We start from the raw sequence: 22,068 nt of genomic DNA, 5'->3' as shown, positions 1-22,068 counted from the left end.
TCTCGGTTGGGGTCTGCGGGCCGGTCCACATGGGGGTGGAGCGGCCCGCAGTGCTGTGCTCCCGGGGGCGGGGCTCAGAGCGGGAGCAGCTCCGGGCGCTTGGCCTCCACGTGGTCGCCGGAGGACTCGCCGCGCAGCCGGCGCCCCACCCAGGGCAGCAGGAAGGTGCGCGCCCACTGCAGGTTCTCCCGGCGCTGGTCGGCCGCCGTGAGGGCGGGCACGGGCGGCCAGGCGGCCTCCGGGTCCGCGTCCACCGGCAGGCCGAGCGCGCGCGCCGCCAGCAGCGCCACCCGCTGGTGGCCCTCCGGCGACAGGTGCAGCCGGTCCTCGGACCAGGCCCGCCGGTCGTGCACCGCGCGCAGCGACCACAGGTCGGCGACCGCCAGCCCGTTGCGGTCGGCGATCGCCCGCAGGTGCGCGTTGTACGTGGCGATCTTGCCGCGCAGGTGGCGCAGCACCGGGACGTTGCGGGTGTCGAAGCCGGTGCAGATCAGCACCGTTCCGGCGCTCTCGCGCAGCTCCAGGACGGCCGCCTCGAAGTGCTCGGCGATCAGGTCCGGGTCGCTGCCCGGGCGCAGGATGTCGTTGCCGCCCGCGCACAGGGTCACCAGGTCGGGCCGTAGTGCGCGCACCCGGGGGACCTGCTCGGCGACGACCTGGTCCAGCAGTCGGCCGCGGACGGCCAGGTTGGCGTACCGGAAGTCGTGCTCCGCCCGGCGCGCGGCCAGCATCCCGGCCAGGCGGTCGGCCCAGCCGGCGAACTGGCCGTCGGGCCCGGGGTCGTTGAGGCCCTCGGTGAAGCTGTCACCGAGGGCCGCGTAGGAACTGAGGTCGGGGGTCTCCTGATAGTCGGCCATGCAGGAGATGCTTTACCTTGTGAAGTGACTTACGCCACCGTAGGTGCCCCGTGGCGCAGCGTGATCTCCGCCACGGGCGCGCGATCGGTACCCTGCAAGTGTTCCGGGCGGTTGCACGACCCGGCGGCGCAGCAGAGCGGCAGCAGGGCAGCAGCGGACAGGAGGACGGCCGTGACCGGCGAAGCGGTGGGCGGGGAAGCGGCGGTGGTCGGGCCGGCGCCGGCGGTCGGGCAGGCGCCGGTGGTCGGCGACGGGGTGCGCGAGGAGAGTTCGCGCCGCAAGCAGATGCTGGTCCGGGCGCTGATCTACATCGCCGGGACGCACCTGTTCGCCGGGTTCGTGATCCTGCTGTTCGCGGTCGGCGGCCGCCACTGACCTGCGGGGGCGCTCAGCGCAGGCGCTGCTGCCAGTCGACCGGGACGTGCCCGGCCGGGCCCGGGGCGGGCTGGGTGACGGGGTGGGCGGTCGGGCCGGTCAGCGGCGGGCCCTCGTAGAACTGCTCGGTCTCGATGTTCCAGAACCAGTCCTCGCCGGGTTCGAAGCTGGTGAGGAACGGGTGCCCGGCCGATCGGGCGTGCGCGGTGGCGTGCTGGGACGGGGAGGAGTCACAGCATCCGATGTGCCCGCAGGCGGTGCACCGGCGCAGGTGGAACCACCAGCCCTGGCCCTCGCCCGCCAGGCACTCCACACAGCCGTCCCCGCTCGGCGGGACGGCGGGGTCGATACCGGGGATCGTCGTGTCGTCGCTCATCGTGGCACCTCCTCGGCCAGGGTATGCCCGGTGCGGCGGCCGCGCGGCGGAAGCCGGTCCGGCGCGACGGGGTGACGGGGCGCTCCCGGGCGGGGTGACGGGCCGCTCCCGGGGGAAGGATGACCGGTGGGGCCGGGGGTGCGGAGGCGGATTCCGTCCTGATCTACAGTGCTGTAGATTCAGCTCGGGCCCGGGCCCGATCGAGGGGCCGGGCGACGGCCGCCGCGCCGAACCGGCCGAACTGCCGGGCCCGGTACGGGGAAACCACAGGAGGGCACACATGGGAGTCTCGCTCGCCAAGGGCGGAAACGTCTCGCTGACGAAGGAGGCCCCGGGGCTCACCAACGTCATCGTCGGCCTGGGCTGGGACGTCCGGGCCACCACGGGCGCCGACTTCGACCTGGACGCCAGCGCGCTGCTCTGCAGCGAGGCCGGCCGGGTGCTCAGCGACCAGCACTTCGTCTTCTACAACAACCTGCGCAGCCCCGAGGGCTCGGTCGAGCACAGCGGCGACAACCTGACCGGTGGCGGCGACGGTGACGACGAGCAGATCAAGGTCGACCTGACGGCCGTTCCGCCGCAGGTCGCCAAGGTGGTCTTTCCGGTCTCCATCTACGACGCGGAGAACCGGCACCAGAGTTTCGGCCAGGTCCGCAACGCGTTCATCCGGGTCCTCAACGAGGCCGACGGCAGCGAGGTCGCCCGCTACGACCTCTCCGAGGACGCCTCGACCGAGACCGCGATGGTCTTCGGCGAGCTGTACCGCTACGGCAGCGAGTGGAAGTTCCGCGCGATCGGCCAGGGCTACGCCTCCGGCCTGCGCGGCATCGCGCTCGACTACGGCGTCAACGTCTGACGTCCGCTCAGGTCGCGGCCCGGGCCGCCCCGACGCCTCCGGGCAGCGGGGCGGCCCGCGCCGTCCCCGCCGCCGGTGCCGTTCCCGTCGTCGGCGCCGCCGCCCGGCTGCCGTTCGTCCGGGCCCGGGGAGTGTCGGCGCCCGGGGAGTGTCGGCGTTCGAACGGCGCGCCGGACTGTGGCAGGCTCGGCGCATGGAACAGCGTGTACTTGGCAGGACCGGGCGCCCGGTCTCGGTGATCGGTCTCGGAACGTGGCAGCTCGGCGCGGACTGGGGCGTGGTGCTGGAGGACGACGCGCTCGCGGTGCTGGAGGCCGCGGCGGACGCCGGGGTGACCTTCTTCGACACCGCGGACGTCTACGGCGACGGCCGCAGCGAGCAGTTGATCGGCCGTTTCCTGAAGGGGCGCGGAAGGGGCGGCGACGCCGGTGAGTTGACGGTCGCCACCAAGCTCGGTCGGCGGCTGCCGCAGCTGCCGGAGAACTACAACCTCGCCAACTTCCGCGCGTGGACCGACCGTTCGCGCCGCAACCTGGGCGTCGAGCGGCTCGACCTGGTGCAGCTGCACTGTCCGCCCACCGCCGTCTACTCCGACGACGAGGTGTTCGACGCGCTCGACACCCTGGTCGCCGAGGACGTCATCGCCGCGTACGGCGTCAGCGTGGAGACCTGTGCGGAGGCGCTGACCGCGATCGCCCGGCCCGGCGTCGCCAGCGTGCAGATCATCCTCAACCCGTTCCGGCTCAAGCCGCTCGACGAGGTGCTGCCCGCCGCCGAGAAGGCGGGCGTCGGCATCATCGCCCGGGTGCCGCTGGCCTCCGGCCTGCTGTCCGGCAAGTACACCAAGGACACCCTGTTCGGCGCGGACGACCACCGCACCTACAACCGGGACGGCTCCGCGTTCGACCAGGGCGAGACCTTCTCCGGCATCGACTTCGAGACCGGCGTCGAGGCCGCCGACGAGTTCGCCCGGTTCGCCCCGCCCGGCGCCACCTCCGCGCAGACCGCGCTGCGCTGGATCGTCCAGCAGCCCGGGGTCAGCTCCGTCATCCCCGGCGCCCGCACGCCCGAGCAGGCCCGCAAGAACGCGGAGACGATGGCGCTGCCGCCGCTGCCGGAGTCGACCCTGCGGGCCGTCCGGGACCTGTACGACCGGCGGCTGCGGGCCCAGGTGCACTCGCGCTGGTAGGAACCGCGACGGGTCGCGGCACGGAGCGCTCACCGGCGGTGGCCGGTGGGCGCTCTCCGTGTTCCGGGCCAGGGGGCGGGGCCGGCGGTGGTGGTCAGGGCAGGGGTTCGGCCTGCAGCGGGGTGTTCGGGGTCTGGTGGCCGCCGCTGGCCAGCATCCGGACCTCGCCCAGGTCGCTGATCTCGGCCTGCACGATGCCGGACGGGTCCGCGTACACCGGGTGACCGCCCGGGCCGCGGGCGCCGGTGGCCTCGACCACCACCACGTCCTGTTCGGCGTGACCGCCGGTCTCCCCGGGGAACGTGAGTGCGAAACGTCGGGTCATGGCCGGGCCTTCTTCCCGTCGGCGTCGTTGGGTGGGCGTCGTTCCATCGTAGGCGGGCCGGGGGCGGGGGCGCGTGATCTCGCGGCGGCGGGGCGGTCAGACCAGCAGGTGCAGGCGCTGCGCGGCCGGGCCGATCCGGACGGTCTGGCCCCAGGTGAGCTGCAGGGCGTCCGACTCGATGCCGTCACCGAAGGCAACCAGCAGTTCGGACTCGACGGTCAGCGCGAGGTGCTGCTCGGCGTCCAGCAGGCCCTCCACGCGGGAGGTGCCGGTCACCGGGGACGGCCACGCCTCGCGGACGAACCAGGACAGCCGCGGGGCGGTCGGCGCGGGCAGGTCCAGCCGGCTGGAGCGCTCCAGCCAGGCCGAGCGGCACCAGCCGGTGGCGCCGGTGCCGGTGCCGACCAGCACCCCCGAGGACGCCTGCGACTCGGCGGCGCCGCCCGGCGCGGCCAACCGGTAGCGGGCGGTCTGGTGGCCCGGCTGGCCGAGGTAGACCTCGTTCAGCGCGAGCAGCCGCTGGGTGTCGTCCGCGACCGCCTCCACCATCGTGCGCAGCTCCAGGCGCCGCTCCGCGCCCGGCAGGACGGCCGCCCGCAGCAGCGCCTTCGCCTGCTCGGCCCGGTGCCGGACCAGCACGCCCGCGTTGCGGCCCGGCTCGGCGTCGATGCCGACCACCGGCTGCCCCGCCAGGTACTTCGCGGCGTTGGCCACCAGGCCGTCCTGGCCGACCACCACGACCACGTCCTCCGGGCCGAACAGGAAGCGGTCCAGGTCGGAGCGCTCCACCCGGGCCTGGCGCCAGTCCAGCGGCACCGCGGCCGACACCTCGGCCAGCGCGCCGCGGGTCAGGTGGTGGCGCCGCTCGGCCTCGGCCAGCGAACGGCCGCGCCGGGAGAGGAAGAACTCGGCCTGGCCGCGGGTGCCGTGCCGGGCGATCAGCTCCTCGTACTCGGTGCGCCGGTGGACCAGTACCACCCGCGGGGCGAGGCTCACCGCCCGTTCCCCTCGGGGGCGTTGGGCGTGCCGAGGCGGCTCAGCAGGCCGGTCAGGACGTCCGGGGTGAGGGTGATGCTGTCGATCCGGGGCAGGTGCTCGGCCAGCCGGATCATCGCCAGCGCCCGCAGCACCTCGGGGCCCGCCTGCTGGTGCGCGGCCAGCCAGGCGGCCTCCGCGGCGGCCTTCGCCTCACCCAACGCCCGTGTCGAATCCGCCTGTTGGGCGGCCAGCGTGCCCGCGGCCTCGGCTTCGGCGACCGCCATCCGGGTGCGGCGGGCCGCCTCCGCGTCGGTGCGGACCGCGTCCGCGGCGGCCTTCTGCTCGGCCTCGCGCCGGGCATTGGCGCCCTGCTGCTCGACCAACTCCTCCTCGCGGCGGGCCAGTTCGATCTGGCTGGCGAGTTCGTTCTCGGCGATCGTGCGCTCCCGCTCGACCGCGACGGCACGGCGCTCGTAGGTGGCCCGGTCGGCCTCCTGCTGGACCTGCTCGCGGGCCGGGGTGCGCAGGGCCCGCTCCATCTCGGCCTCCGGCCGGACGGCGGTGACGCGCACCGCGAGCACCGACAACCCGATCTCGGCCAGCCGGGGTTCGGCGGCCAGGCCCTCGGCGATCCGGGCCCGGACGGCCGTCACGCCGTCGACCAGGGTGTCGGCGAGCGGGGTGCGGGCGATCAGCTGGAGCGCGTGCTGCTGGGCGGTCTCGGTCAGCAGGGTGCCGAGCTGGGCGAGCGGTTCGGCGCGCCAGCTGCCGGTGTCCGGGTCGATGCCGAAGTCGAGGCGGGTGGCGGCGGTGGTCGGGTCGCTGATCCGGTAGGTCACGGTGGCCTGCACCGCGAGGTCCTGGAAGTCCGCGGTGCGGGCGTGGAACATCATTGCCAACTCGCGGTCGTCTGCCGGCACTTCGGAGATCGCGGCGGTGAGCGGCCGGAACCAGAAGGCCAGGCCGGTGCCCTCGTGGGCGAGCTGGCCGCCCCGCAGGTGGCGGATGTGGCTGGTGGGGGCGGAGCGCAGGTGGCGGAAGCCGAAGCGGCGGGTGATGTCGGCCATGGGAGTCGGTGCCCTTTCTTTTCGTCGCACTGACGATAACTGGAGGGGGCAGTTGTCGTCAATGCGACGAAAAGGGGGTGTGCGGGGGCGGCCGGGGCCGCGCTCGGGGTCCCGTGCGCGCTTCGCCCGTTCGAGCGGCCTTGCGGGGCACGGCGGTTCGGGGCACCGACTGGGTGCGGGCGGCGGCCTAGGGTGCTGATCGGGCGGGCCGGGTGCCGCCGTCCGGTCGGGCGCCGCTGCTTCGGTCGGTCGGCGGGTTCGGCGGCTGCGGCTGCGGGTTCCGTGGTCCGGCTGCGTCTCGGGGCCGGCCGCCCTTCGAGGGCCGACCGCCTTCGCTGCCCGACCGCCTCCTGAAAGGGCCGCTCGTGAAACCGTCCCGCACTTCCCCGCGCCCCCTGGCCACCGCCCCGGACGGGTGCGCCCGGGCCCGGCTGCCGGTCGCTTCGGCCGAGGGGTTCCGGGTGGCGCCCGTTCTGGCGGCCTCGGTCCTCGCCGCTTCGGTCCTGGGTGCTTCCGTCCTGGGTGCTTCCGTCCTGGCTGCTTCTCCAGTCCTGGCTGCTTCTCCAGTCCTGGCCGTGACGGCTCCGGCCGCTCCGGCTGTTCCGGTTGCTCCGGCCGCCGTCGGGTGGCCCGGGGTGCCGGGGTCCGGCGGGGTGTACGTCGCGGACACCTACAACGACCGGGTCGTCAGGGCGGAGGGGGCCGGGGGCCACGGGCAGGAGGTGCTGGCCCGCGGCCTGGACCTGCCGAACGGCGTGGCGGTCGGCGCCACGGGAGACGTGTACGTCGCCGACAGCCGCCACGACCGCGTCCTGAAGGTCTCCGCCGGCACCGGACGGCACACCGTCGTGCGCCCGGACGTGGAGCTGAAGTCCCCCTACGGCGTCGCGGTCGACGGCGCCGGGACCCTCTACGTCGCCGACACCGACCACGGGCGGGTGCTGAGGATCCCCGCCGACGGCGGTTCGCCGACGACCGTCGGCAGCGGCCTGGGCAACCCGACGGGGGTCGCGCTGGACGCGTCGGGCAACGTGTACATCGCCGATCCGTACAACAACCGGGTGGTCGAGGTCCCGGCCGACGGCGGGCCGCAGAGCGAGGTGCCGGTCCAGGTAGCGGACCCCACCGGCCTGGCCTTCGACGGCGCCGGCGACATGTTCGTCGCGGACCCCTACAACAACCGGGTGGTGGAACTGCCGCACGGCGGCGGGCCGCAGACCACGGTCGGAGCCGGGCTGGACTTCCCGACCGGCGTGGCCGCGGACGCGCGGGGCAACGTGTACATCGCCGACTTCAACAACAGCCGCGTGGTCCGGGTGCCGGCCGACGGCGGGCCGCAGACCACGGTCGGCGACCACCTCCGGCACCCCTACGCGGTGGCCGTGCCGCCGGCTGCGGTGCCGTCAGTTTCCGGGGGTCGGGTGTCCGTGCGGCCCTTCCCCGCGGGCCCGGCGGTTTCGCGTCCGGCGGGCCCGGGTCCGGCCGTCCCGGGTCCGTCCGCTCTTGGGCCGGGCGTTCCGCAGGCCGCCCGGGTCGCCGCCTTCCGGCACCCGTCGTAGTACGTCCCGGCAGAGTCAGGAGCCCGTTCACCATGGCCACCACGGCAACCCGTCACCGCACCGATCCGCGCCCCGCCGCCACGAGGCTCGCCGGGGTGCTCGCGGCAGCCGCCGCCCTCGCCCTCGTCCCGACCGCCGCCCCGGCGGCCCCCGTCCCGTCGGTCGAGCGGCCCGTGCACTGCTCCTCCGCGACCCACCCCGAGCTGGCCGAGCGCCTGGCCCGCGACATCGCCGCTGCCGTCCGGGGGCGGCAGTCCACGCTCGCCCTCGCCGTGCGCGACTCCGGCACCGGGGTGTCCTGTTTCCTCGACCCCGCACGGCACTTCGACTCGGCGAGCATCGTCAAGGCCACCATCATGGGCGCGGTGCTGAGGATCGCGCAGGACGAGGGCCGCCCGCTGACCCCGTTCGAGGAGGAGAACCTGCGGCCGATGATCACCCGCTCCGACAACGACGCCGCCGTCCGGCTGTGGAAGTACGTCGGCCCGGCCCGGATGCAGCACTTCCTCGACCTCGCGGACATGCGCGACACCGTCCTGTCGACCGACGGCTTCGGGCTCACCCGGGTCACCGCCGGTGACGAACTGAAGCAACTGGACGTCTACACCGCCGACTCCGACGTCCTCACCCCCGAACACCGGGACTACGGGATGCAGTTGATGGCCGAGGTCGAGGAGGACCAGCGCTGGGGCACGCCGTTCGGGGCCCCGCCCGGCGTCACCACGCACGTCAAGAACGGCTGGCTGCAACGGGCCACGCACGGCTGGCGGGTGCACAGCCTCGGCATCTTCACCGCCCCCGACCGGGTCTACCGGATCGCCGTCCTCACCGACGACGACCCCACCGAGTCCTACGGCATCGGCACCATCCAGCGCGTCGCCCAGCAGGTCCACCAGGACCTCGCCGGGCCCGCGGGCGCCGACCGCACCAGGACCCCCCGGGGCACGCCCGACCTCACCGCGCCGGAGACCGGCGACGGTTCGGTCCCCGGGGCGGGGGAGCGGTGAGGGCGTCGGAGCGGAGCGCGCCCCGGGGCAGGCCGGGGCGCGTGTCGCGGTGTCTTCCGGCGCCGAGCGAATTGACTGACCGTCAGATTCCGGCGCGGGTGCGGGAAGTGGTGGAGATCGCGGCCAGGTCCTGCTCGCCGTGGCCGTGGGCGATCGCCTGGAGCAGCGAGTCGCGCAGCAACGAGGCCAGCGGGAGCGGGACTTCGGCGTCGCTCCCGGCCGCCAGGGCGAGATTGACGTCCTTCAGGCCCAGCGCCAGCCGGAACCCGGCCGGTTCGAAGGACTGCCGGGTGATCATCCCCCCGTAGCCGGCGTACACCGGGCCGGGGAAGAGGGAATCGGTGAGCACGGCGAGCAGTGCCGCCGGGTCGAGCCCGCTGGCCTCGGCGAGCGCGGCCGCCTCGGAGAACGCCTCGATCGCCGACACCAGCAGGAAGTTGGCGCTGATCTTCGCGACGTTGGCGGCCGCCGGATCCTCCCCGAGCGGCCAGGTGCGACGGCCCATCGCCTCGAACAGCGGTGCCACCCGGTCGAGTTCGGCGGCCGGTCCGGCGGCCAGGACGTTCAGGTTCCCGGCCGCCGCGACATCGGTGCGGCCCAGCACCGGCGCCGCGACGTACCCGATGCCGTGCCGGGCGTGCAGTTCGGCGGCCCGGCGGGCCAGCGCGGGCGAGACGGTGGCCATGTTGACGTGCGTGACGGCCTGCGCCTCCGACAGCAATCCCTCGTCCAGCAGCAGGCTCTCGACCACCCGGTCGTCCGCGAGCATCGACACCACCACCTGGGCCCCGAACGCCCCGGCGAGCGTTCCGGCGGCGGTGGCCCCGTCGGCGACCAGCTCGGCCACCGGCGCCGGCGAGCGGTTCCACACCCGCACCGAGTGTCCCGCCGCCAGCAGGCGGCGGGCCATCGCCCGGCCCATTCCTCCCAGGCCGATGAAACCGACGTCCATGTGCGCTGCCTCCCAGTTCCCGGTGGAGCCCGTCCGGTGCCGTGGTGCTCCGGGCCCGGCGTTCCGGTGCTCAGGGGCCCGGCGTTCCGGCGCTCCGGTGTTCCGGTGCTCCGGGGACGATGCTACGGCGCGGGGGTCCGAACGGCCGGGACCGCCCGGACGGCGCGCTGCCGCCCCGCGCACCCGGCCGCTCTGCGAGGATGCCGGACATGGTGACGGTGCGGACGGTGCACACGGCGGACCTCGATCCGGCGGACCGGCGGGCGGCCCGGGAGCTGCTGTTCGAGGTGTTCGGCGCGGACGACATGACCGAGGAGGACTGGTCGCACTGCCTCGGCGGAATGCACGTACTCGCCCTGGAGGGCGGCCGGTTGGTCGGGCACGCCGCCGTGGTGCAGCGCCGGCTGATGAACGGTGACCGGATCTTGCGCACCGGCTACCTGGAAGGCGTGGTGGTTCGGCGGGACCACCAACGGCGCGGAATCGGCGGGCAGTTGATGGACGAGGCGGAGCGCGTCGTCCGGGTCGCCCACGAGATCGGCGCGCTCGGGGCCAGCGAGGCCGGTGTCCCGTTCTACCTCGCCCGGGGCTGGCGCCGCTGGCCCGGACCCACCTGGGCGCTCGGCCCGAACGGGCGGCAGCGCACCGCCGAGGAGGACGGCTGGATCTACCTGCTGGGCGGCGAGAGGGAGTTGGACCCCGCCGCCGACCTGGTGTGCGACTGGCGCGAGGGCGACCTCTGGTGACCTGACGCCCGGGCCGGGCGGCGCGGCGTCAAGTCGAGGACATCGGGTCGAGGGCATCGGGTCGGGGCTGCGGGCCGGCTGCGGGCCGGTCTCAAGCGGGCACCTCGGGTGGGGAGTTCAGGCGGGGCGGGCCTGGGACGTGCCACCGCCGGCCAGGCGGGTGAGCCACTCGGCCAGTAGGTGCTGTTCGGCGTCACTCAGCGCGCCGCTGCCGTCCGGGAGGGCGGCTCGCAGGGCCCGGGCGGCGGGGGCGGGACCGGACTCCGCGGCGGGGACGGCCGGTTCGGCGCGGGTGACGGCCGCGATCATGGACTCGCGCATGACGGTCAGCAGCGCCGGATCGCGGCGCTCCGCGGGGGTGGCGTGCCAGGTGGCCACCACGCCCATGCCGGTGGCCCGGATGATCTGGGCGGCCAGCTCCTCGTCGACCCGCAGCCATCCCGCGGCCGCCAGCCGGCGCACCCGGCCGTGCAGGATCTCCAGGCCCGCGCGGTGCGCCGCGCCCGCCTCCGAGGAGGTGGCCCGGCTCATCACGGCGAACAGCTCCGGGCGGGAGACCCCGAACTCCACCACCATGTCCCAGCCGTGGCGCAGCTCCTCCACCGGGTCCTCCGGGCTGGGGTCGAGCTGGGCGCGCTTGCTCTCCAGGAACTGTGCGTAGCCGTGCTCGGCGACCGCCTCCAGCAGCCCGTCCTTGTCGCCGAAGAGCCGGTAGATGGCGGGCGGCTGCATCCCGGCCGCGGCGGCGACCGCGCGGGTGCTCATCGCGTCGGGGCCGCCGCTCTCCAGCAGTTCGACGGCGGCTTCGAGGATGCGCTGCCGCGGGCTGTCGGACGTGTCACGAGTAGGCATGTATCGATGATATCGATTTTGTGGTTCCGCCGTTAGTTCCAGTGTTACTGTGTAGATGATTCCACTGGAAACACGGTTGGGAGAACCCCGTGATCATCGTGACCGGAGCCACCGGCGCACTCGGCCACCGCATCGTCGAGCGCCTGCTGGAGCGGCTGCCCGCCGACCGCGTCGGCGTCAGCGTCCGAGACCCCCGCAAGGCCGAGGACCTCGCCGACCGCGGCGTCCGCGTCCGGCCCGGCGACTTCGACGACCCCGACTCGCTCGCCCACGCCTTCGAGGGCGCCGAGCAGGTGCTGCTGGTCTCCCTCGACCGCACGGGCGAGGCGTGCGTGAGCGGCCACCGCGCCGCGATCGACGCGGCCGTGCGGGCCGGAGCCGCCCGCATCCTGTACACCAGCCAGATGGGCGCCGCCCACGACTCCCGCTTCGAGGCGTGCCGCGACCACGCCCGGACCGAGGACCTGCTGCGCGCCACCGGCCGGCCCTGGACGGCGCTGCGCAACGGCTTCTACACCGCCAGCGCCCTGCGGTTCCTGGAGACCGCCCGCCACAGCGGCGACATCGAACTGCCCGCCGACGGCCCCGTCGCCTGGACCGGCCACGACGACCTCGCCGAGGCCACCGCGGTGATCCTGACCGAGGAAGGACGCTTCGAGGGCCCGACCCCGCCGCTCACCGCCCCCGCCGCCCTCGACTTCGACTCCGTCGCCCGGGTGGCGACCGAGGTCACCGGACGGCCCTTCGGCCGCACCGTCGTCCCCGACGAAGCCTTCCACGAGCAGGCCCTGGCGCACGGCGCCCCCGCCCCGATCGCCGACCTGATGCTGAGCATCTTCGCCGCGGCCCGGAACGGCGAGTTCGCCGCCGTCGACCCGACGCTGGCCGAACTGATCGGCCGGGAGCCCGTCGGCTTCCGCGCCCTGCTGGAGCAGGAGTGGGCTGCCTGACGCGGCACTAGACCCGGGTGGTGGCCGGCCGCGCGCGGCGGAAAGCCGAATGACCGTGGCGCGCGGCCCCGTTAGCATCGGACGGTGCCCGAACTGGAGCAGTTGCGCCCCGACCACGCCCCGGCGGTCCTTGCCTTCGAGACGGAGAACCGCGGGTACTTCGCGGCCACCGTCTTCGACCGCGGCGACGAGTTCTTCGCGCAGTACGAGGACCGGTACCGCGCCCTGCTGGCCGAGCAGGAGGCCGGTGACTGCGCCTGCTACCTGCTCGTCGCCGCGGACGGCTCGGTGCTCGGCAGGTTCAACCTGATCGACATCGCGGGCCGCAGTGCCAAGCTCGGCTACCGCGTCGCCGAGCACGCCACCGGACGGGGCCTGGCCACCGCGAGCGTCGAGGAGCTGTGCCGGCTGGCCCGGACGCGGCACGGGCTGACCGCCCTGCTGGCGGCCGCCGCGACCGGGAACGCCGCCTCCCGCAGGGTGCTGGCCAAGACGGGTTTCGCCCCGGTCGGTCCCGCCGCCCCGGAGGACCTCGGCGGCAAGCCCGGCACCTGGTACCGGCGCGAGCTGGGCGGGGCGGCGGGGCCGGGAGGGGAGTAGGGAACCGGCCGGTCAACCATTGGTGGGCGTGGGCGTGGGCGTGGGCGTGGGCGTGGGCGTGGGCGTGGGCGTGGGCGTGGGCGTGGGTGTAGGTGCGGGTGCGGGTGCGGGGGAGCGGTTCGGCGCCGGGTCGTGGGTGGCGGTGGTCAGGCGGGCGACGATCGCGGCGGTGGCGTCGGCCTCCGCCCGGTCGAGGCGGCCGGTCGAGCCGCGTAGCAGGTGGCGGGCCTCCAGCACGGCCAGGGCGATCAGCCCGGGCAGCAGGTCGGTGGAGCGGGCCGCCACCCAGCGGGTGCCCTGGGTGGCCATCCACCACAGGTCGGCCCCGCGACCGGGCCTCCGGACCGCGAGCCGGGCGGGCGCCGCCCCGACCGGGTGCCCGCCCCCGGCGAGCAGGGCGTGGAACTCCCGGGCGATCAGCTGGTGTCCGGCGGTGCTCGGATGCAGCCGGTCCGCGCTCAGCAGTTCCCGCCGCTCCGTCCAGGGCAGCTCCGCCAGGTGCAGGTGCACCGCCCCGTAGTGCGCCGACAGCGCGTGCACCACCGCGTTGACGCCTCGCATCCGCCGGGCCAGCGGTCGGGCCAGTGGGGCGGGCAGCCCCAGCAGCCGCCCCGGATCGGGCAGGCAGGCGGTCAGCGGGACCGCCCCGGCGGACGTCAACGAGGAGAGGGCGGAGGCGAATTGGCGGGCCGTGGCCTCCAGGGCGAAGGAGGCCCGCAGGGTGTCGTTCCCGCCGACCAGCACCGCCGCGTACTGCGGGCGCAGCGCGAGCGCGGTGGGCAGTTGGGAGACCAGTAGGTCGCGGCTGAGCGCGCCGCTGTCGGCGAGGTTGCGGAACTCGACGGGATCCGGCGAGAGGGCGGGGGCGAGCAGTGCCGCCCAACCCCGCCACCCCCCTGGCACCGGATCACCGACACCCTCGGTGAGGGAGTCGCCGAGCGCAGCGAATCGAACCGTCATCACGTCCCTCCGGTGGGGCTGGGAAGGTGGTGGAACTGGGGAACTCCGGTGCGAGCGGGGGGATTCGGGGTCTCAGTCGGCCGTGCCGGCCGGTCGGGGAGCGCCGGGGGGAGAGGTGGTACCGGGAGCGGGGCCGGGGGCCGGGGCGGGGAGGGGCATGGAGGCGGGCGCGGTGGGCTGGGCCCGGTGGGCGGTGAGGAAAGCGGCGCTGGCGGCACCCCAGCTGAATTCCTCCGCCCTGGCCCGGGCGGCGGCCCGCCGCTCCGCTTCCGGCCGTTCCAGCAACTCCCTCACCGCGAGGGCGAATCCGGCCCCCGTGTCGGTCGCCGCGAGGCCGGCCCGGCCGACCACCTGGGGCAGTGCGGAAGATCGGCTGACCGCGACGGGAGTGCCGCAGGCCAGGGTCTCCAGCGCGGCCAGACCGAAGGTCTCCACCGGGCCCGGAGCGATCACCGCGTCCGCCGTGGCCAGCAGGGACGCCACTGCGGAACGTTCCGCGAGATGTCCCAGGAACCTTACCGGGAGCCGTAGTTGACGGGCCTGCCGTTCCAATCGGCCGCGCAGCGGACCCGTCCCCGCGACGGCCAGCACGGCGGGAACGCGGTGCCGGCGACGCAGCTCGGCCAGCGCCTCCAGGGCCCGCTCGGGCCGCTTCTCCCCGGAGAGCCGGGAGCACATCACCAGCAGCACCTGCTGCGGATCGGCCAACTCGGCCCGCAGCGAAGGGTCGTGGCACTCCGGACGCATCGTCTCCAGGTCCACCCCCAGCGGTGCCCGCTCGACGTTGCGGGCACCGATCCGCTCGAACTCCCCGGCCGCCCACGCCGTCGTGCACAGCACCGTGTCATAGCCCCGTGCGGTAAGGGAGTTGAGCCGGTCCGCGAGCCGTCGCGCGGTGAAGGGCGGCACGCCCCAGGCGCCGAGCACGCCGGTGGCGCTCTCGTGCGAGACCATCATCGACCGCACCCCGTGCGCCCGCGCCCACCCGCCCGTCCAGCGCAGCGTGGTGCGGTCCGATACCTCCAGCCGGTCCGGCGCCAACTCCTCCAGCAGCGCGGCGAGTCGGCGCCTGCCACGGAGCACCCGGTAGCCGCCGGTGCCCGGGACGCGCGGGCCGGGCAGCGTGATCACCCGGCCCTGCTCGGTCCACTCGTCGCTGCGGGCCGGGCCCGGCACCACCAGCACCGGCCGGTGGCCCGCCGCTAGGTACCCCGCGCCGAGGTGCCGCAGCGCCGTCCGCAGACCGCCCGAGACCGGGGTGACGAAGTTCGCCACCCGGACGATGCACAACCCGCCGTCCACACCGGCCGTTCCGTCACGCTTCACGCGGGCTGCTCCTCGGCCGAGAGCGGGGCGGGGGAGGGCGTGGGGGCGACGGTGGGGCCGGTGGGCGGGGCGGCGGACTCGGTGGACTCGGCCTGGCGGGGGGCCGGGACGCCGCCGAGGAGCGGCTGCCCGGTGGGTGCGGACGCGGGTGCGGGTGCGGGTACGGGTGCGGCCGGAGCGGGGATCGGGGACGGGTCGACGGCGCTGGTGGCGGTGGCGATGGGGGCCGGTTCGGCGAGTGCCGGGGCGGCGACCCGGGGGGAGGCCGGCGTGCGGCGCCGGTGTTCGGTGATCACCTCCTGGTAGTGCCGGATCAGTTGGTCGCCGACCGCCTCCCAGGTCCGGTCGGTGACGTCGGCCCGGCCCGCCGCGCCGTACCGGGCGCGCAGTTCGGGGGCGGCGGCGAGTTCGGCGACGGCCCGGGCGACGGCGCCCGGATCGCGCGGGGCGACCAGCAGCCCGGTGCGCCGGTGGCCGACCAGGTCGAGCGGGCCGCCGACCGCCGGGGCGACCACCGGGACGCCGCTGGCCATCGCCTCCTGGATGGTCTGGCAGAACGTCTCCAGCGGGCCGGTGTGCACGAACAGGTCCAACGAGGCGAAGCAGCGGGCGAGTTCGGCGCCGGTGCGACGGCCGAGGAACACCGCGCCGGGCATCGCGGCCTTCAGCGCGGGCGCGCTCGGACCGTCCCCGATCACCACCACCCGCACGCCCGGCAGTCGGGACGCCTCCGCCAGCAGGTCCACCCGCTTCTCCGGGGCGAGCCGCCCGACGTACCCCACCAGCACCTCGCCGCCGGGAGCCAGCGCGCGGTGCAGCGCCTCGTCGCGGTGCTCGGGGTGGAAGCGCGCCGAGTCCACGCCGCGCGCCCAGATCCGCACCTGGCGCACCCCGTGCGCGGTGAGGTCCTGCGCGGCCGGGGTCGACGGGGCGAGCGTCCGCCCGGCGGCCCGGTGCACCGAGCGGATCCGGGCCCAGGCGATCGCCGAGCCGATCCCCCGGCCCATCCGGTACGCCTGCGCGTACCCCGCCAGGTCGGTCTGGTAGACCGCCACGGTCGGCAGGTCCAGGCGCTCGGTGAGCCGGGCGGCCCGCGCACCGAGGACGAACGGACTGGCTAGGTGCACCACGTCCGGCCGGTGGGCGGCCAGCGCGGCGGCCAGCTTCCGGCTGGGCAGCGCGATGCGCACCTGCGGGTAGCGCGGCAGCGGGACGGAGGGGACGCGCACCACCGGCAGCGGTTCCCGGTCCGGGCCGAAGGACTGCGGCGGGCAGTGCGCACCCCGGGCCGGGGCGGGGGTGATCACCAGGGGCTGGTGGCCCCGCCGGACGAGGTGCTCGGCAGCCCTCAGCACGCTGTGGGCCACGCCGTTGACCTCGGGCGGGAAGGACTCGGTGACGATGGCGACTCGCATGCCAACGTTGTGGCCAACCCGGGCGTGCGGTCAGCCAAAGGGATCTTTCGCGGAGACGAACGTCTGCCGCCATTTCCGCACTGGTGTGTGAATGTCGGACTCGGGCGGGGCGAGGAAGGGGCGGGCGGCGCTTCCCGGGCGGAACGCTGTTGCATGAGTGTTTTGTGGTGATTCGTCCGAGTAGGCTGGCGGGATGGAGCACGCGGGAGGGGAAGCGACGCAGCCCGCCGACGAGCCGCCGACGCCCGGGCCCGTCGGTGGGCCGGGCGACGGCCCGGCGAGCGGCGCGGACGGCGCTGTCGTCGAGGGCGTGGCCCGGGACGGGGACGGGGGCGTGGACGGCGGCGGGGCGGCCGGTGAGCTGTGGCGGGCCGTCCGGCACGACGCCGTGCGGCTGCCCGAGCACCTGGCCGAGCTGGCGGTGCGCCAGGAGTCGGCGCCGGCCGCGAAAGCGGTGGCCGGGCTGTCCGGGACGGCGACGCTCGCCGAACGGCGCACGGCCGTCATCACCCACGGCATCCGGCTGACCATGGTCGAGGGCTGCGTGGTCGGCGGACCGCTCGTCCTGCTCGTCCCGGTGGCGTTCTGCGCCGGGATGCTCGCCCAGGCCCGGATGGTCCTCGAACTCGCCACCCTCGCCGGCGTCGACGGCGACCGCACCGAGCGCAGCGCCGAACTCCTCGTCCTCCAGGGCGTGTACCCCACCGTCGCGGAGGCCCGCGCCGCGCTCGCCGCCACCGCGGCGGAGGACGCCGCGCCCAGAGCCGGACCGCCGCCCCGCCCGTCCCGGCTGGACATGATCCGGCGGATGGTCTACCTGCTCGGGCTGGTCGCCATCGGCGAGGACCCCCGCGGCCCGGTCCGCCGGATCGCGGGCTGGGTCGGCACCGCCCTGCTGGTGGTCGTCGGACTCGCCTGCCCCGTGGTGTGGATCCCCGTCATGGGGCGCGCCAACGTCCGCGCCACCACCGCCCTCGCCCGGCGCGCCACCGCCTTCTACTGGCCGGCAGAGGCCCCCGGCGCCGCCACGCCGCAGCCCGAGGAGAAGTACGCCCGCACCGCCACCATCGCCGTCCTCGGCCAGACCCTGCTCGCCCTGCTGCTTCCGGTCGCCGCCTTCCTGTTCGTCCTCTTCCTCGGCCTCGACCTGGCCGGCGGACGCCTCACCACCGCCCTCCTGATCGCCCTCGCCGCAGGCGCGGCCTACGCCGCCGACCGGGCCCGCCGGGCCCGCGGCTCACGCGGCCCGGGCGAGCCGCGCGGCCGGGGTGGCTCGCCCGGGCCCGTCGGGGGCGGCGGAACGCGCGGCTGACGGTTTGTCAGGTCGACTCCCGAATTGACTCGCGGGCTGTTCGGCCGATCGGTTCGCGGGGCGGTCCGCTGCTTGCCGACCGGGTCCACTGGGCCTGCGGCGCGCGCGGCGGACGTCCGACCGGCCCGGACCGGGGCCGCGGTCGCCGGGCGGCAGCCGGTGGCGCACCAGGCGCCGGGGGCGGAGCGGAGGGGGCCGGGCTCAGGACGGCCGGTGGCGGACCCGGGCCGCCAGCAGGGCGATGTCGTCCTCGGCGTCCTGCGGCGCCAGCGCGGCCAGGGTGGCGTCCAGCAGGGCGTCGAGCGGGCCGTCGGAGGGCAGCCGCAGGGCGGACAGGCGGGCGAGCGAGACGTCGATGTCCTCGCCGCGCCGCTCCACCAGGCCGTCGGTGTACAGCAGGAGGGCGTGGTCCGCGCGCAGTTCCATGGTGGTCTGCTCGTAGCCGCCGACGCCGGTGCCCAGGGGCGGGCCGGTCGGTACCCCGATCAGCTCGGTGGCGTGCGAGGTGAGCAGCGCGGGCGGCAGGTGGCCCGCGCCGGCGAGGGTCCAGCGGGCGCGGGCCGGGTCGGCGAGGGCCAGGACGCAGGTCGCCGGGCGGGCGTTCTCCTGTTCGGCGATCAGCGCGTCGAGTTGGCGCAGGATCCGGTGCGGCGGCAGGTCCATCGCGGCGACGTAGCGCAGCGTGGAGCGGTAGTTGCTCATGTCGACGGCGGCCTCGACGCCGTGGCCCATCACGTCGCCCATCGCGAGCAGGGTCCGTCCGAACGGCAGCCGCACGGTCTCGTACCAGTCGCCGCCGACCACCGAGGTGATCCCGGACGGCAGGTAGCGGGAGGCGAGTTCGAGGTTGGGGTGCGGGCTGCCGGGCTCGGCGAGCAGGGCCCGTTGGAGGTCCAGGGCGGTGTTCTGCGAACGGGCGTAGCGCCGGGCGTGGTCGAGGGTGAGCGCGGCGCGCCCGGCGACGGCGGCGAGCAGTTCGGTGTCCTCGTCGGTGAAGCCGAGCGAACCGCCGTGCGCCCGGGCCAGGGTGAGCACTCCGATCGGCCGCCCGCGGGCGGTCAGCGGCACCGCGAGCAGGCAGTCGACCCCGGCGGCCCGGCAGGCGGACAGCGCGTCGTCGTCCGGTGCGAGCGTCGCGAGTTCCGCGCCGGACAGCAGGTTGGCCACCACCGGACGGCCCTCGGCGAGCGCCCGGGCGGTCACCGAACCGGGGCGGTGCCGCACCGTCCCGCCGGTCGGTACGGGTGGCCGGGCGTCCGGCGGGTGCGGCGCCCGCTCCCCGCGGGTCGAACCGACGCGGGTGGCCGCGGTGGCCGGGCCGACCGCAGCGGCCCGGCGCAGTCGGGGGCGCGGCCGGTCCGCACCGAGAACGGTGCCGGCGGCGGGCCCGGTGCCGGCGGCCGGGCGTGTCGCGGAGGTGGTGCCGGCCGTGCCGGAGGCGGCGTCGGGCGTGTCGAGCGGCAGCACGTCGACCAGGGCGAGGTCGGCGGAGTCGGGGACGGCGAACGCGGCGAGCTCCGCGCAGGTGGTGTCCGGTTCGAGGGTGGTGCCGATCCGCTCCGACCCGGCCTCCAGCTTGGCGAACCTGGCCCGGACGCGTTCGAGTTCCGCCCGGTGGGTGTCGGCGCCGCCGGGCAGCACGACCAGCGCCCCGGTCGGCGCGCCCGCCACCTCCAGCCGGCGGAAGTCGGCGGCGCGCCCGGCGAACGTCCCCGAGCGGGGCCGCCCGTCGGCCAGGACGCGCGGGAGCGCCCGGTCCGGATCGGTGACGGCGTGCCCGAGCACGGCCGTCGGCGACACCCCGGTGACCTGCTGGAACGGCGGGTTCAGGTAGCGCCAGCGCAGCTCGCCGTCGAGCACCGCCAGCGCGACGGGCAGCTGGTCGAGCAGGGCGCCGACCAGCGCCTCGCGGTCCACCCGCAGTGCCGCGGAGGCAGCCGTAAGCAGCGAATCCGTCGAGTCGCCGCCCGCCGAATCGGGCCGCACCCGTGATCCCTCCCTCGCCGCGTCCCCCGTGGAGCCGTCGGCGGGCACGACGCATCGCCGTGCCGCACGGCTCGGTGTGCCGTCGCCCGGATGATCCGCACCCGGGGACCGCACCATACTCGGCCGAACCGCCCGCACCCGAACCCGACGCGGTACGAATTCCGGTGGGAGCGAGGTTTTTTGCCGGCCCTTGCCCTTTTGCCCACCGAATCGGCCCCGGCGGCCCGTCCGGGAGGGATGGGAGAGGCGGGAGGGGCGGGAGGGAGCAGATGGCCTGGACAGGACCGCCGGAGCGGGGGAAGCAGGGCCGCCGGGACGGGCCGGGCCGGACGGGCGGGGAGAATGGAGCGAGACCGCCACCCCCGCCACAGGAGAACCCGCACCGTGACCGACCAGCAGCACCCCGCCCCTACCGGCCGTCGACTCGACCTGCTCGCCGACTGCTCCGCCTGCTTCGGACTGTGCTGCGTCGCCCTGCCCTTCGCCAAGTCCGCCGACTTCGCGGCGAACAAGGACGCGGGCACGCCCTGCCGCAACCTGCAGGCCGACCACCGCTGCGGGATCCACCCGGAGCTGCGCGAACGCGGCTACCAGGGCTGCACGGTCTTCGACTGCTTCGGGGCCGGGCAGAAGGTCTCCCGGCACACCTTCGGCGGACGCAGCTGGCGCGAGGACCGGGACACCGCCCGGCAGATGTTCGAGACGTTCCCGGTGATGCGCCAACTCCACGAGCTGCTCTGGTACTTGGCCGAGGCACTGGAGCTGCCGAAGGCCCGGCCGGTGCACGCCGAACTGCGCCGGACGTTCGACGGGATCGAGGAGCTGACCCGCCGGGACGCGGCCGCGCTGGCCGCCGCCGACCTGCCCGGCATCCGGGCCGGGGCGAACGAACTCCTGCTCCGAGCCAGCGAATTGACCCGCAACGCGCTGCCCGGCAAGAAGCGCAACCACCGGGGCGCCGACCTGATCGGGGCCCGCCTGCGCGGCGCGGACCTGCGCGGGGCGAACCTGCGCGGCGCCTACCTGATCGCGGCCGACCTGTCGGGCGCGGACCTGCGGGACGCCGACCTGATCGGGGCCGACCTGCGGGACGCGGACCTGCGGGGCGCCGACCTGACCGGCGCGCTGTTCCTCGCCCGGGCCCAACTCAACGCCGCCAAGGGCGATTCGACCACCCGCCTCGGCGCCGCCCTGACCCGCCCCGCGCACTGGTGAGCCCGGCCGGGGCCCGGCCCGGAGTTCCGTCCGGGCCACGCCGTCCGGGCCATGCCGCCCGGCGCGCAAGGGGGGCGCGCGGGGGCGCGCGTGGGCCCCTGAATCGGGATTAATTGCCTGCGGTCAGGGCGGAACCGGGCGTATGGTCATGAACTCCCCGACGCGAGAGGAGGATCATCCGCGATGGGAATGTTCAAGGACGCACCACCCAGTGAGCACCCGGACTTCACCCAACTGCGGTTCATGGCCGCCGGCACGCCCTCGTGGTGGAAGCGCAACCGCCACAAGGCGCTCGGCGTGGCGGGCCTGCTGGCCGGCTTCTGGCTGGCCAGCCACTACAACACCCCGGCCCCCGCCGCTTCCTGCACCCCGACGGCCGGCACGGACACGTCCGCCCCGGCCCCGCAGGGCGCGGCCGCCGATCGCTGACCCCGCCCGTACGGCCGGTGCGCGCGCCGGCCCCCGGTCCCGCTCCGCACGGGGAGGGGATCGGGGGCCGGGTCGTCAGCAGCGGAAGGCGAGTTGACGATCCGTCAGGTCGGTTCCGTCACTTGCCGCCGTCGCGCAGCGCGGTGAGCGTCGCGTCGAGCGCGGCGCCGGAGTCGCGCGGGCGGTTGTACGGGAGCTTGCCCAGCAGCGAGCCCATCGTGCAGGTGTTGCTGACGGCCGAGAACAGCAGGCCGCCGCCCACCGCGGCGGAGACCCAGCGCACGCCGGGGACGGCCACGTCCACGACGATGCCGGCCAGCACCAGCGAACCGGCCACCAGCCGGACCTGCCGGTCCATCGCCCAGCGGGGCTTCTGGCCGGGCACCCGGTTCAGCGGGCCGCCGTTGGCCGTCCAGGCGGAGGTGCCGCCGTCGATGAGCAGCGCCTGCACGCCGGCCGAGGCGAGCTGCTCGCAGGCGTTCAGGGCGCGGGAGCCGGAGGCGCAGACGACGGCCAGCTCGTCACCGCGCTCGGCGGCGGCCCGCAGCGCGGGCAGGGCCTGGGCCAGCTGGTCGAGCGGCACGTTGTGGGCGCCGGGAATGTGGCCGCCGGCGAACTCGCCGGGCGAGCGGACGTCTATGACGGTCAGCTGGTGCAGGCGGGGCTGGAGCTGGTCGACGGACAGGGGCGTGGTCATCGGAGCGGTGAACCCTTCGGGGGAGGACGGCCCCGGCGC

At 75.5% G+C, this 22,068-nt stretch carries 22 protein-coding genes and 1 pseudogene; 11 read left to right on the top strand and 12 right to left on the bottom strand.

The window, feature by feature from the left end; all coding sequences use genetic code 11:
- Window positions 1-74: 74 nt before the first annotated feature.
- On the bottom strand, window positions 75-857 hold the full coding sequence (locus ACWEO5_RS18420) for an SGNH/GDSL hydrolase family protein (RefSeq protein WP_452163352.1): 783 nt from the start codon (window positions 855-857) through the stop codon (window positions 75-77).
- Between the two features lie 171 nt (window positions 858-1,028).
- Here ACWEO5_RS18420 and ACWEO5_RS18415 point away from each other — a divergent pair, with 171 nt between their 5' ends.
- Complete coding sequence (locus ACWEO5_RS18415; protein WP_452163351.1) at window positions 1,029-1,232, top strand: DUF6126 family protein; 204 nt, start codon at window positions 1,029-1,031, stop codon at window positions 1,230-1,232.
- 13 nt (window positions 1,233-1,245) lie between these two features.
- Here the strand turns inward: ACWEO5_RS18415 and ACWEO5_RS18410 are convergent, their stop codons facing one another.
- Window positions 1,246-1,608, bottom strand: coding sequence for a UBP-type zinc finger domain-containing protein (locus tag ACWEO5_RS18410; protein WP_344554638.1), 363 nt, complete (start codon window positions 1,606-1,608; stop codon window positions 1,246-1,248).
- Between the two features lie 280 nt (window positions 1,609-1,888).
- On the opposite strand from ACWEO5_RS18410, the gene ACWEO5_RS18405 reads away from it, so the two are divergent.
- Both ACWEO5_RS18405 and ACWEO5_RS18400 read left to right on the top strand, forming a co-directional pair.
- Window positions 1,889-2,464 (top strand): TerD family protein, encoded by a 576-nt coding sequence (locus ACWEO5_RS18405; protein ID WP_123564260.1) that lies wholly within the window; start codon window positions 1,889-1,891, stop codon window positions 2,462-2,464.
- A 193-nt stretch (window positions 2,465-2,657) separates the two neighbouring features.
- Complete coding sequence (locus tag ACWEO5_RS18400) at window positions 2,658-3,653, top strand: aldo/keto reductase (RefSeq protein WP_344554637.1); 996 nt, start codon at window positions 2,658-2,660, stop codon at window positions 3,651-3,653.
- Window positions 3,654-3,747: 94 nt separating this feature from the next.
- Here the strand turns inward: ACWEO5_RS18400 and ACWEO5_RS18395 are convergent, their stop codons facing one another.
- The 3 genes from ACWEO5_RS18395 to ACWEO5_RS18385 all read right to left on the bottom strand — a co-directional run bounded on the left by ACWEO5_RS18395 (window position 3,748) and on the right by ACWEO5_RS18385 (window position 6,023).
- The gene (locus tag ACWEO5_RS18395) at window positions 3,748-3,978 is read right to left on the bottom strand and encodes a DUF6296 family protein (RefSeq protein WP_452163350.1); all 231 of its coding nucleotides are present in this window, start codon (window positions 3,976-3,978) and stop codon (window positions 3,748-3,750) included.
- A 96-nt stretch (window positions 3,979-4,074) separates the two neighbouring features.
- On the bottom strand, window positions 4,075-4,974 hold the full coding sequence (locus tag ACWEO5_RS18390; protein ID WP_344554635.1) for an NAD(+)/NADH kinase: 900 nt from the start codon (window positions 4,972-4,974) through the stop codon (window positions 4,075-4,077).
- Window positions 4,971-6,023, bottom strand: a complete 1,053-nt coding sequence (locus tag ACWEO5_RS18385) for an SPFH domain-containing protein (protein WP_344554634.1) — start codon at window positions 6,021-6,023, stop codon at window positions 4,971-4,973. Before ACWEO5_RS18385 ends, ACWEO5_RS18390 begins: the two co-directional genes overlap by 4 nt.
- Window positions 6,024-6,658: 635 nt before the next feature.
- Here ACWEO5_RS18385 and ACWEO5_RS18380 point away from each other — a divergent pair.
- Complete coding sequence (locus tag ACWEO5_RS18380) at window positions 6,659-7,582, top strand: SMP-30/gluconolactonase/LRE family protein (protein WP_452163349.1); 924 nt, start codon at window positions 6,659-6,661, stop codon at window positions 7,580-7,582.
- A 32-nt stretch (window positions 7,583-7,614) separates the two neighbouring features.
- Entirely contained in the window at window positions 7,615-8,589 is a 975-nt protein-coding gene (locus ACWEO5_RS18375) for a serine hydrolase (protein WP_452163348.1), read from the top strand.
- A gap of 82 nt (window positions 8,590-8,671) precedes the next feature.
- Here the strand turns inward: ACWEO5_RS18375 and ACWEO5_RS18370 are convergent, their stop codons facing one another.
- The gene (locus ACWEO5_RS18370; protein WP_452163347.1) at window positions 8,672-9,541 is read right to left on the bottom strand and encodes an NAD(P)-dependent oxidoreductase; all 870 of its coding nucleotides are present in this window, start codon (window positions 9,539-9,541) and stop codon (window positions 8,672-8,674) included.
- Window positions 9,542-9,750: 209 nt separating this feature from the next.
- Here ACWEO5_RS18370 and ACWEO5_RS18365 point away from each other — a divergent pair, with 209 nt between their 5' ends.
- The gene (locus ACWEO5_RS18365; protein WP_452163346.1) at window positions 9,751-10,287 is read left to right on the top strand and encodes a GNAT family N-acetyltransferase; all 537 of its coding nucleotides are present in this window, start codon (window positions 9,751-9,753) and stop codon (window positions 10,285-10,287) included.
- A gap of 117 nt (window positions 10,288-10,404) precedes the next feature.
- Here ACWEO5_RS18365 and ACWEO5_RS18360 read toward each other — a convergent pair whose 3' ends face one another.
- Window positions 10,405-11,139: a TetR/AcrR family transcriptional regulator gene (locus ACWEO5_RS18360; RefSeq protein ID WP_452163345.1), complete on the bottom strand. Its 735-nt coding sequence runs from the start codon at window positions 11,137-11,139 to the stop codon at window positions 10,405-10,407.
- Window positions 11,140-11,228: 89 nt separating this feature from the next.
- Here ACWEO5_RS18360 and ACWEO5_RS18355 point away from each other — a divergent pair, with 89 nt between their 5' ends.
- Both ACWEO5_RS18355 and ACWEO5_RS18350 read left to right on the top strand, forming a co-directional pair.
- Window positions 11,229-12,089 carry an SDR family oxidoreductase gene (locus ACWEO5_RS18355; RefSeq protein ID WP_344554628.1) on the top strand — a complete coding sequence of 287 codons (861 nt, stop codon included), beginning with the start codon at window positions 11,229-11,231 and terminating at the stop codon, window positions 12,087-12,089.
- Window positions 12,090-12,173: 84 nt separating this feature from the next.
- Window positions 12,174-12,689: a GNAT family N-acetyltransferase gene (locus ACWEO5_RS18350; protein WP_452163344.1), complete on the top strand. Its 516-nt coding sequence runs from the start codon at window positions 12,174-12,176 to the stop codon at window positions 12,687-12,689.
- Between the two features lie 12 nt (window positions 12,690-12,701).
- Here ACWEO5_RS18350 and ACWEO5_RS18345 read toward each other — a convergent pair whose 3' ends face one another.
- The 3 genes and pseudogenes from ACWEO5_RS18345 to ACWEO5_RS18335 form a co-directional block, all read right to left on the bottom strand.
- A complete protein-coding gene (locus ACWEO5_RS18345; protein WP_452163343.1) occupies window positions 12,702-13,649 on the bottom strand; it encodes an SGNH/GDSL hydrolase family protein in 948 nt (315 codons plus the stop codon).
- 72 nt (window positions 13,650-13,721) lie between these two features.
- Window positions 13,722-14,975: a glycosyltransferase gene (locus ACWEO5_RS18340; RefSeq protein ID WP_452163342.1), complete on the bottom strand. Its 1,254-nt coding sequence runs from the start codon at window positions 14,973-14,975 to the stop codon at window positions 13,722-13,724.
- A 278-nt stretch (window positions 14,976-15,253) separates the two neighbouring features.
- Window positions 15,254-16,390: pseudogene (locus ACWEO5_RS18335) on the bottom strand (glycosyltransferase family 4 protein); the annotation flags it as partial.
- 193 nt (window positions 16,391-16,583) lie between these two features.
- Here ACWEO5_RS18335 and ACWEO5_RS18330 point away from each other — a divergent pair.
- Window positions 16,584-17,702 (top strand): hypothetical protein, encoded by a 1,119-nt coding sequence (locus tag ACWEO5_RS18330; RefSeq protein WP_452163341.1) that lies wholly within the window; start codon window positions 16,584-16,586, stop codon window positions 17,700-17,702.
- Between the two features lie 201 nt (window positions 17,703-17,903).
- Here ACWEO5_RS18330 and ACWEO5_RS18325 read toward each other — a convergent pair whose 3' ends face one another.
- On the bottom strand, window positions 17,904-19,688 hold the full coding sequence (locus tag ACWEO5_RS18325; RefSeq protein WP_452163340.1) for a SpoIIE family protein phosphatase: 1,785 nt from the start codon (window positions 19,686-19,688) through the stop codon (window positions 17,904-17,906).
- A 384-nt stretch (window positions 19,689-20,072) separates the two neighbouring features.
- On the opposite strand from ACWEO5_RS18325, the gene ACWEO5_RS18320 reads away from it, so the two are divergent.
- Both ACWEO5_RS18320 and ACWEO5_RS18315 read left to right on the top strand, forming a co-directional pair.
- The gene (locus ACWEO5_RS18320; protein ID WP_452163339.1) at window positions 20,073-20,903 is read left to right on the top strand and encodes a pentapeptide repeat-containing protein; all 831 of its coding nucleotides are present in this window, start codon (window positions 20,073-20,075) and stop codon (window positions 20,901-20,903) included.
- Between the two features lie 183 nt (window positions 20,904-21,086).
- Window positions 21,087-21,332, top strand: a complete 246-nt coding sequence (locus tag ACWEO5_RS18315) for a hypothetical protein (protein WP_452163338.1) — start codon at window positions 21,087-21,089, stop codon at window positions 21,330-21,332.
- A gap of 118 nt (window positions 21,333-21,450) precedes the next feature.
- On the opposite strand, the gene ACWEO5_RS18310 is transcribed toward ACWEO5_RS18315, so the two are convergent.
- Window positions 21,451-22,029, bottom strand: a complete 579-nt coding sequence (locus tag ACWEO5_RS18310) for a rhodanese-like domain-containing protein (RefSeq protein ID WP_452163337.1) — start codon at window positions 22,027-22,029, stop codon at window positions 21,451-21,453.
- Window positions 22,030-22,068: the final 39 nt, after the last annotated feature.

This window comes from Kitasatospora sp. NPDC004272 (assembly GCF_053603035.1).
Note: the sequence above shows the minus strand (reverse complement) of the source record. Positions and strands in the feature narration are given on the sequence as shown.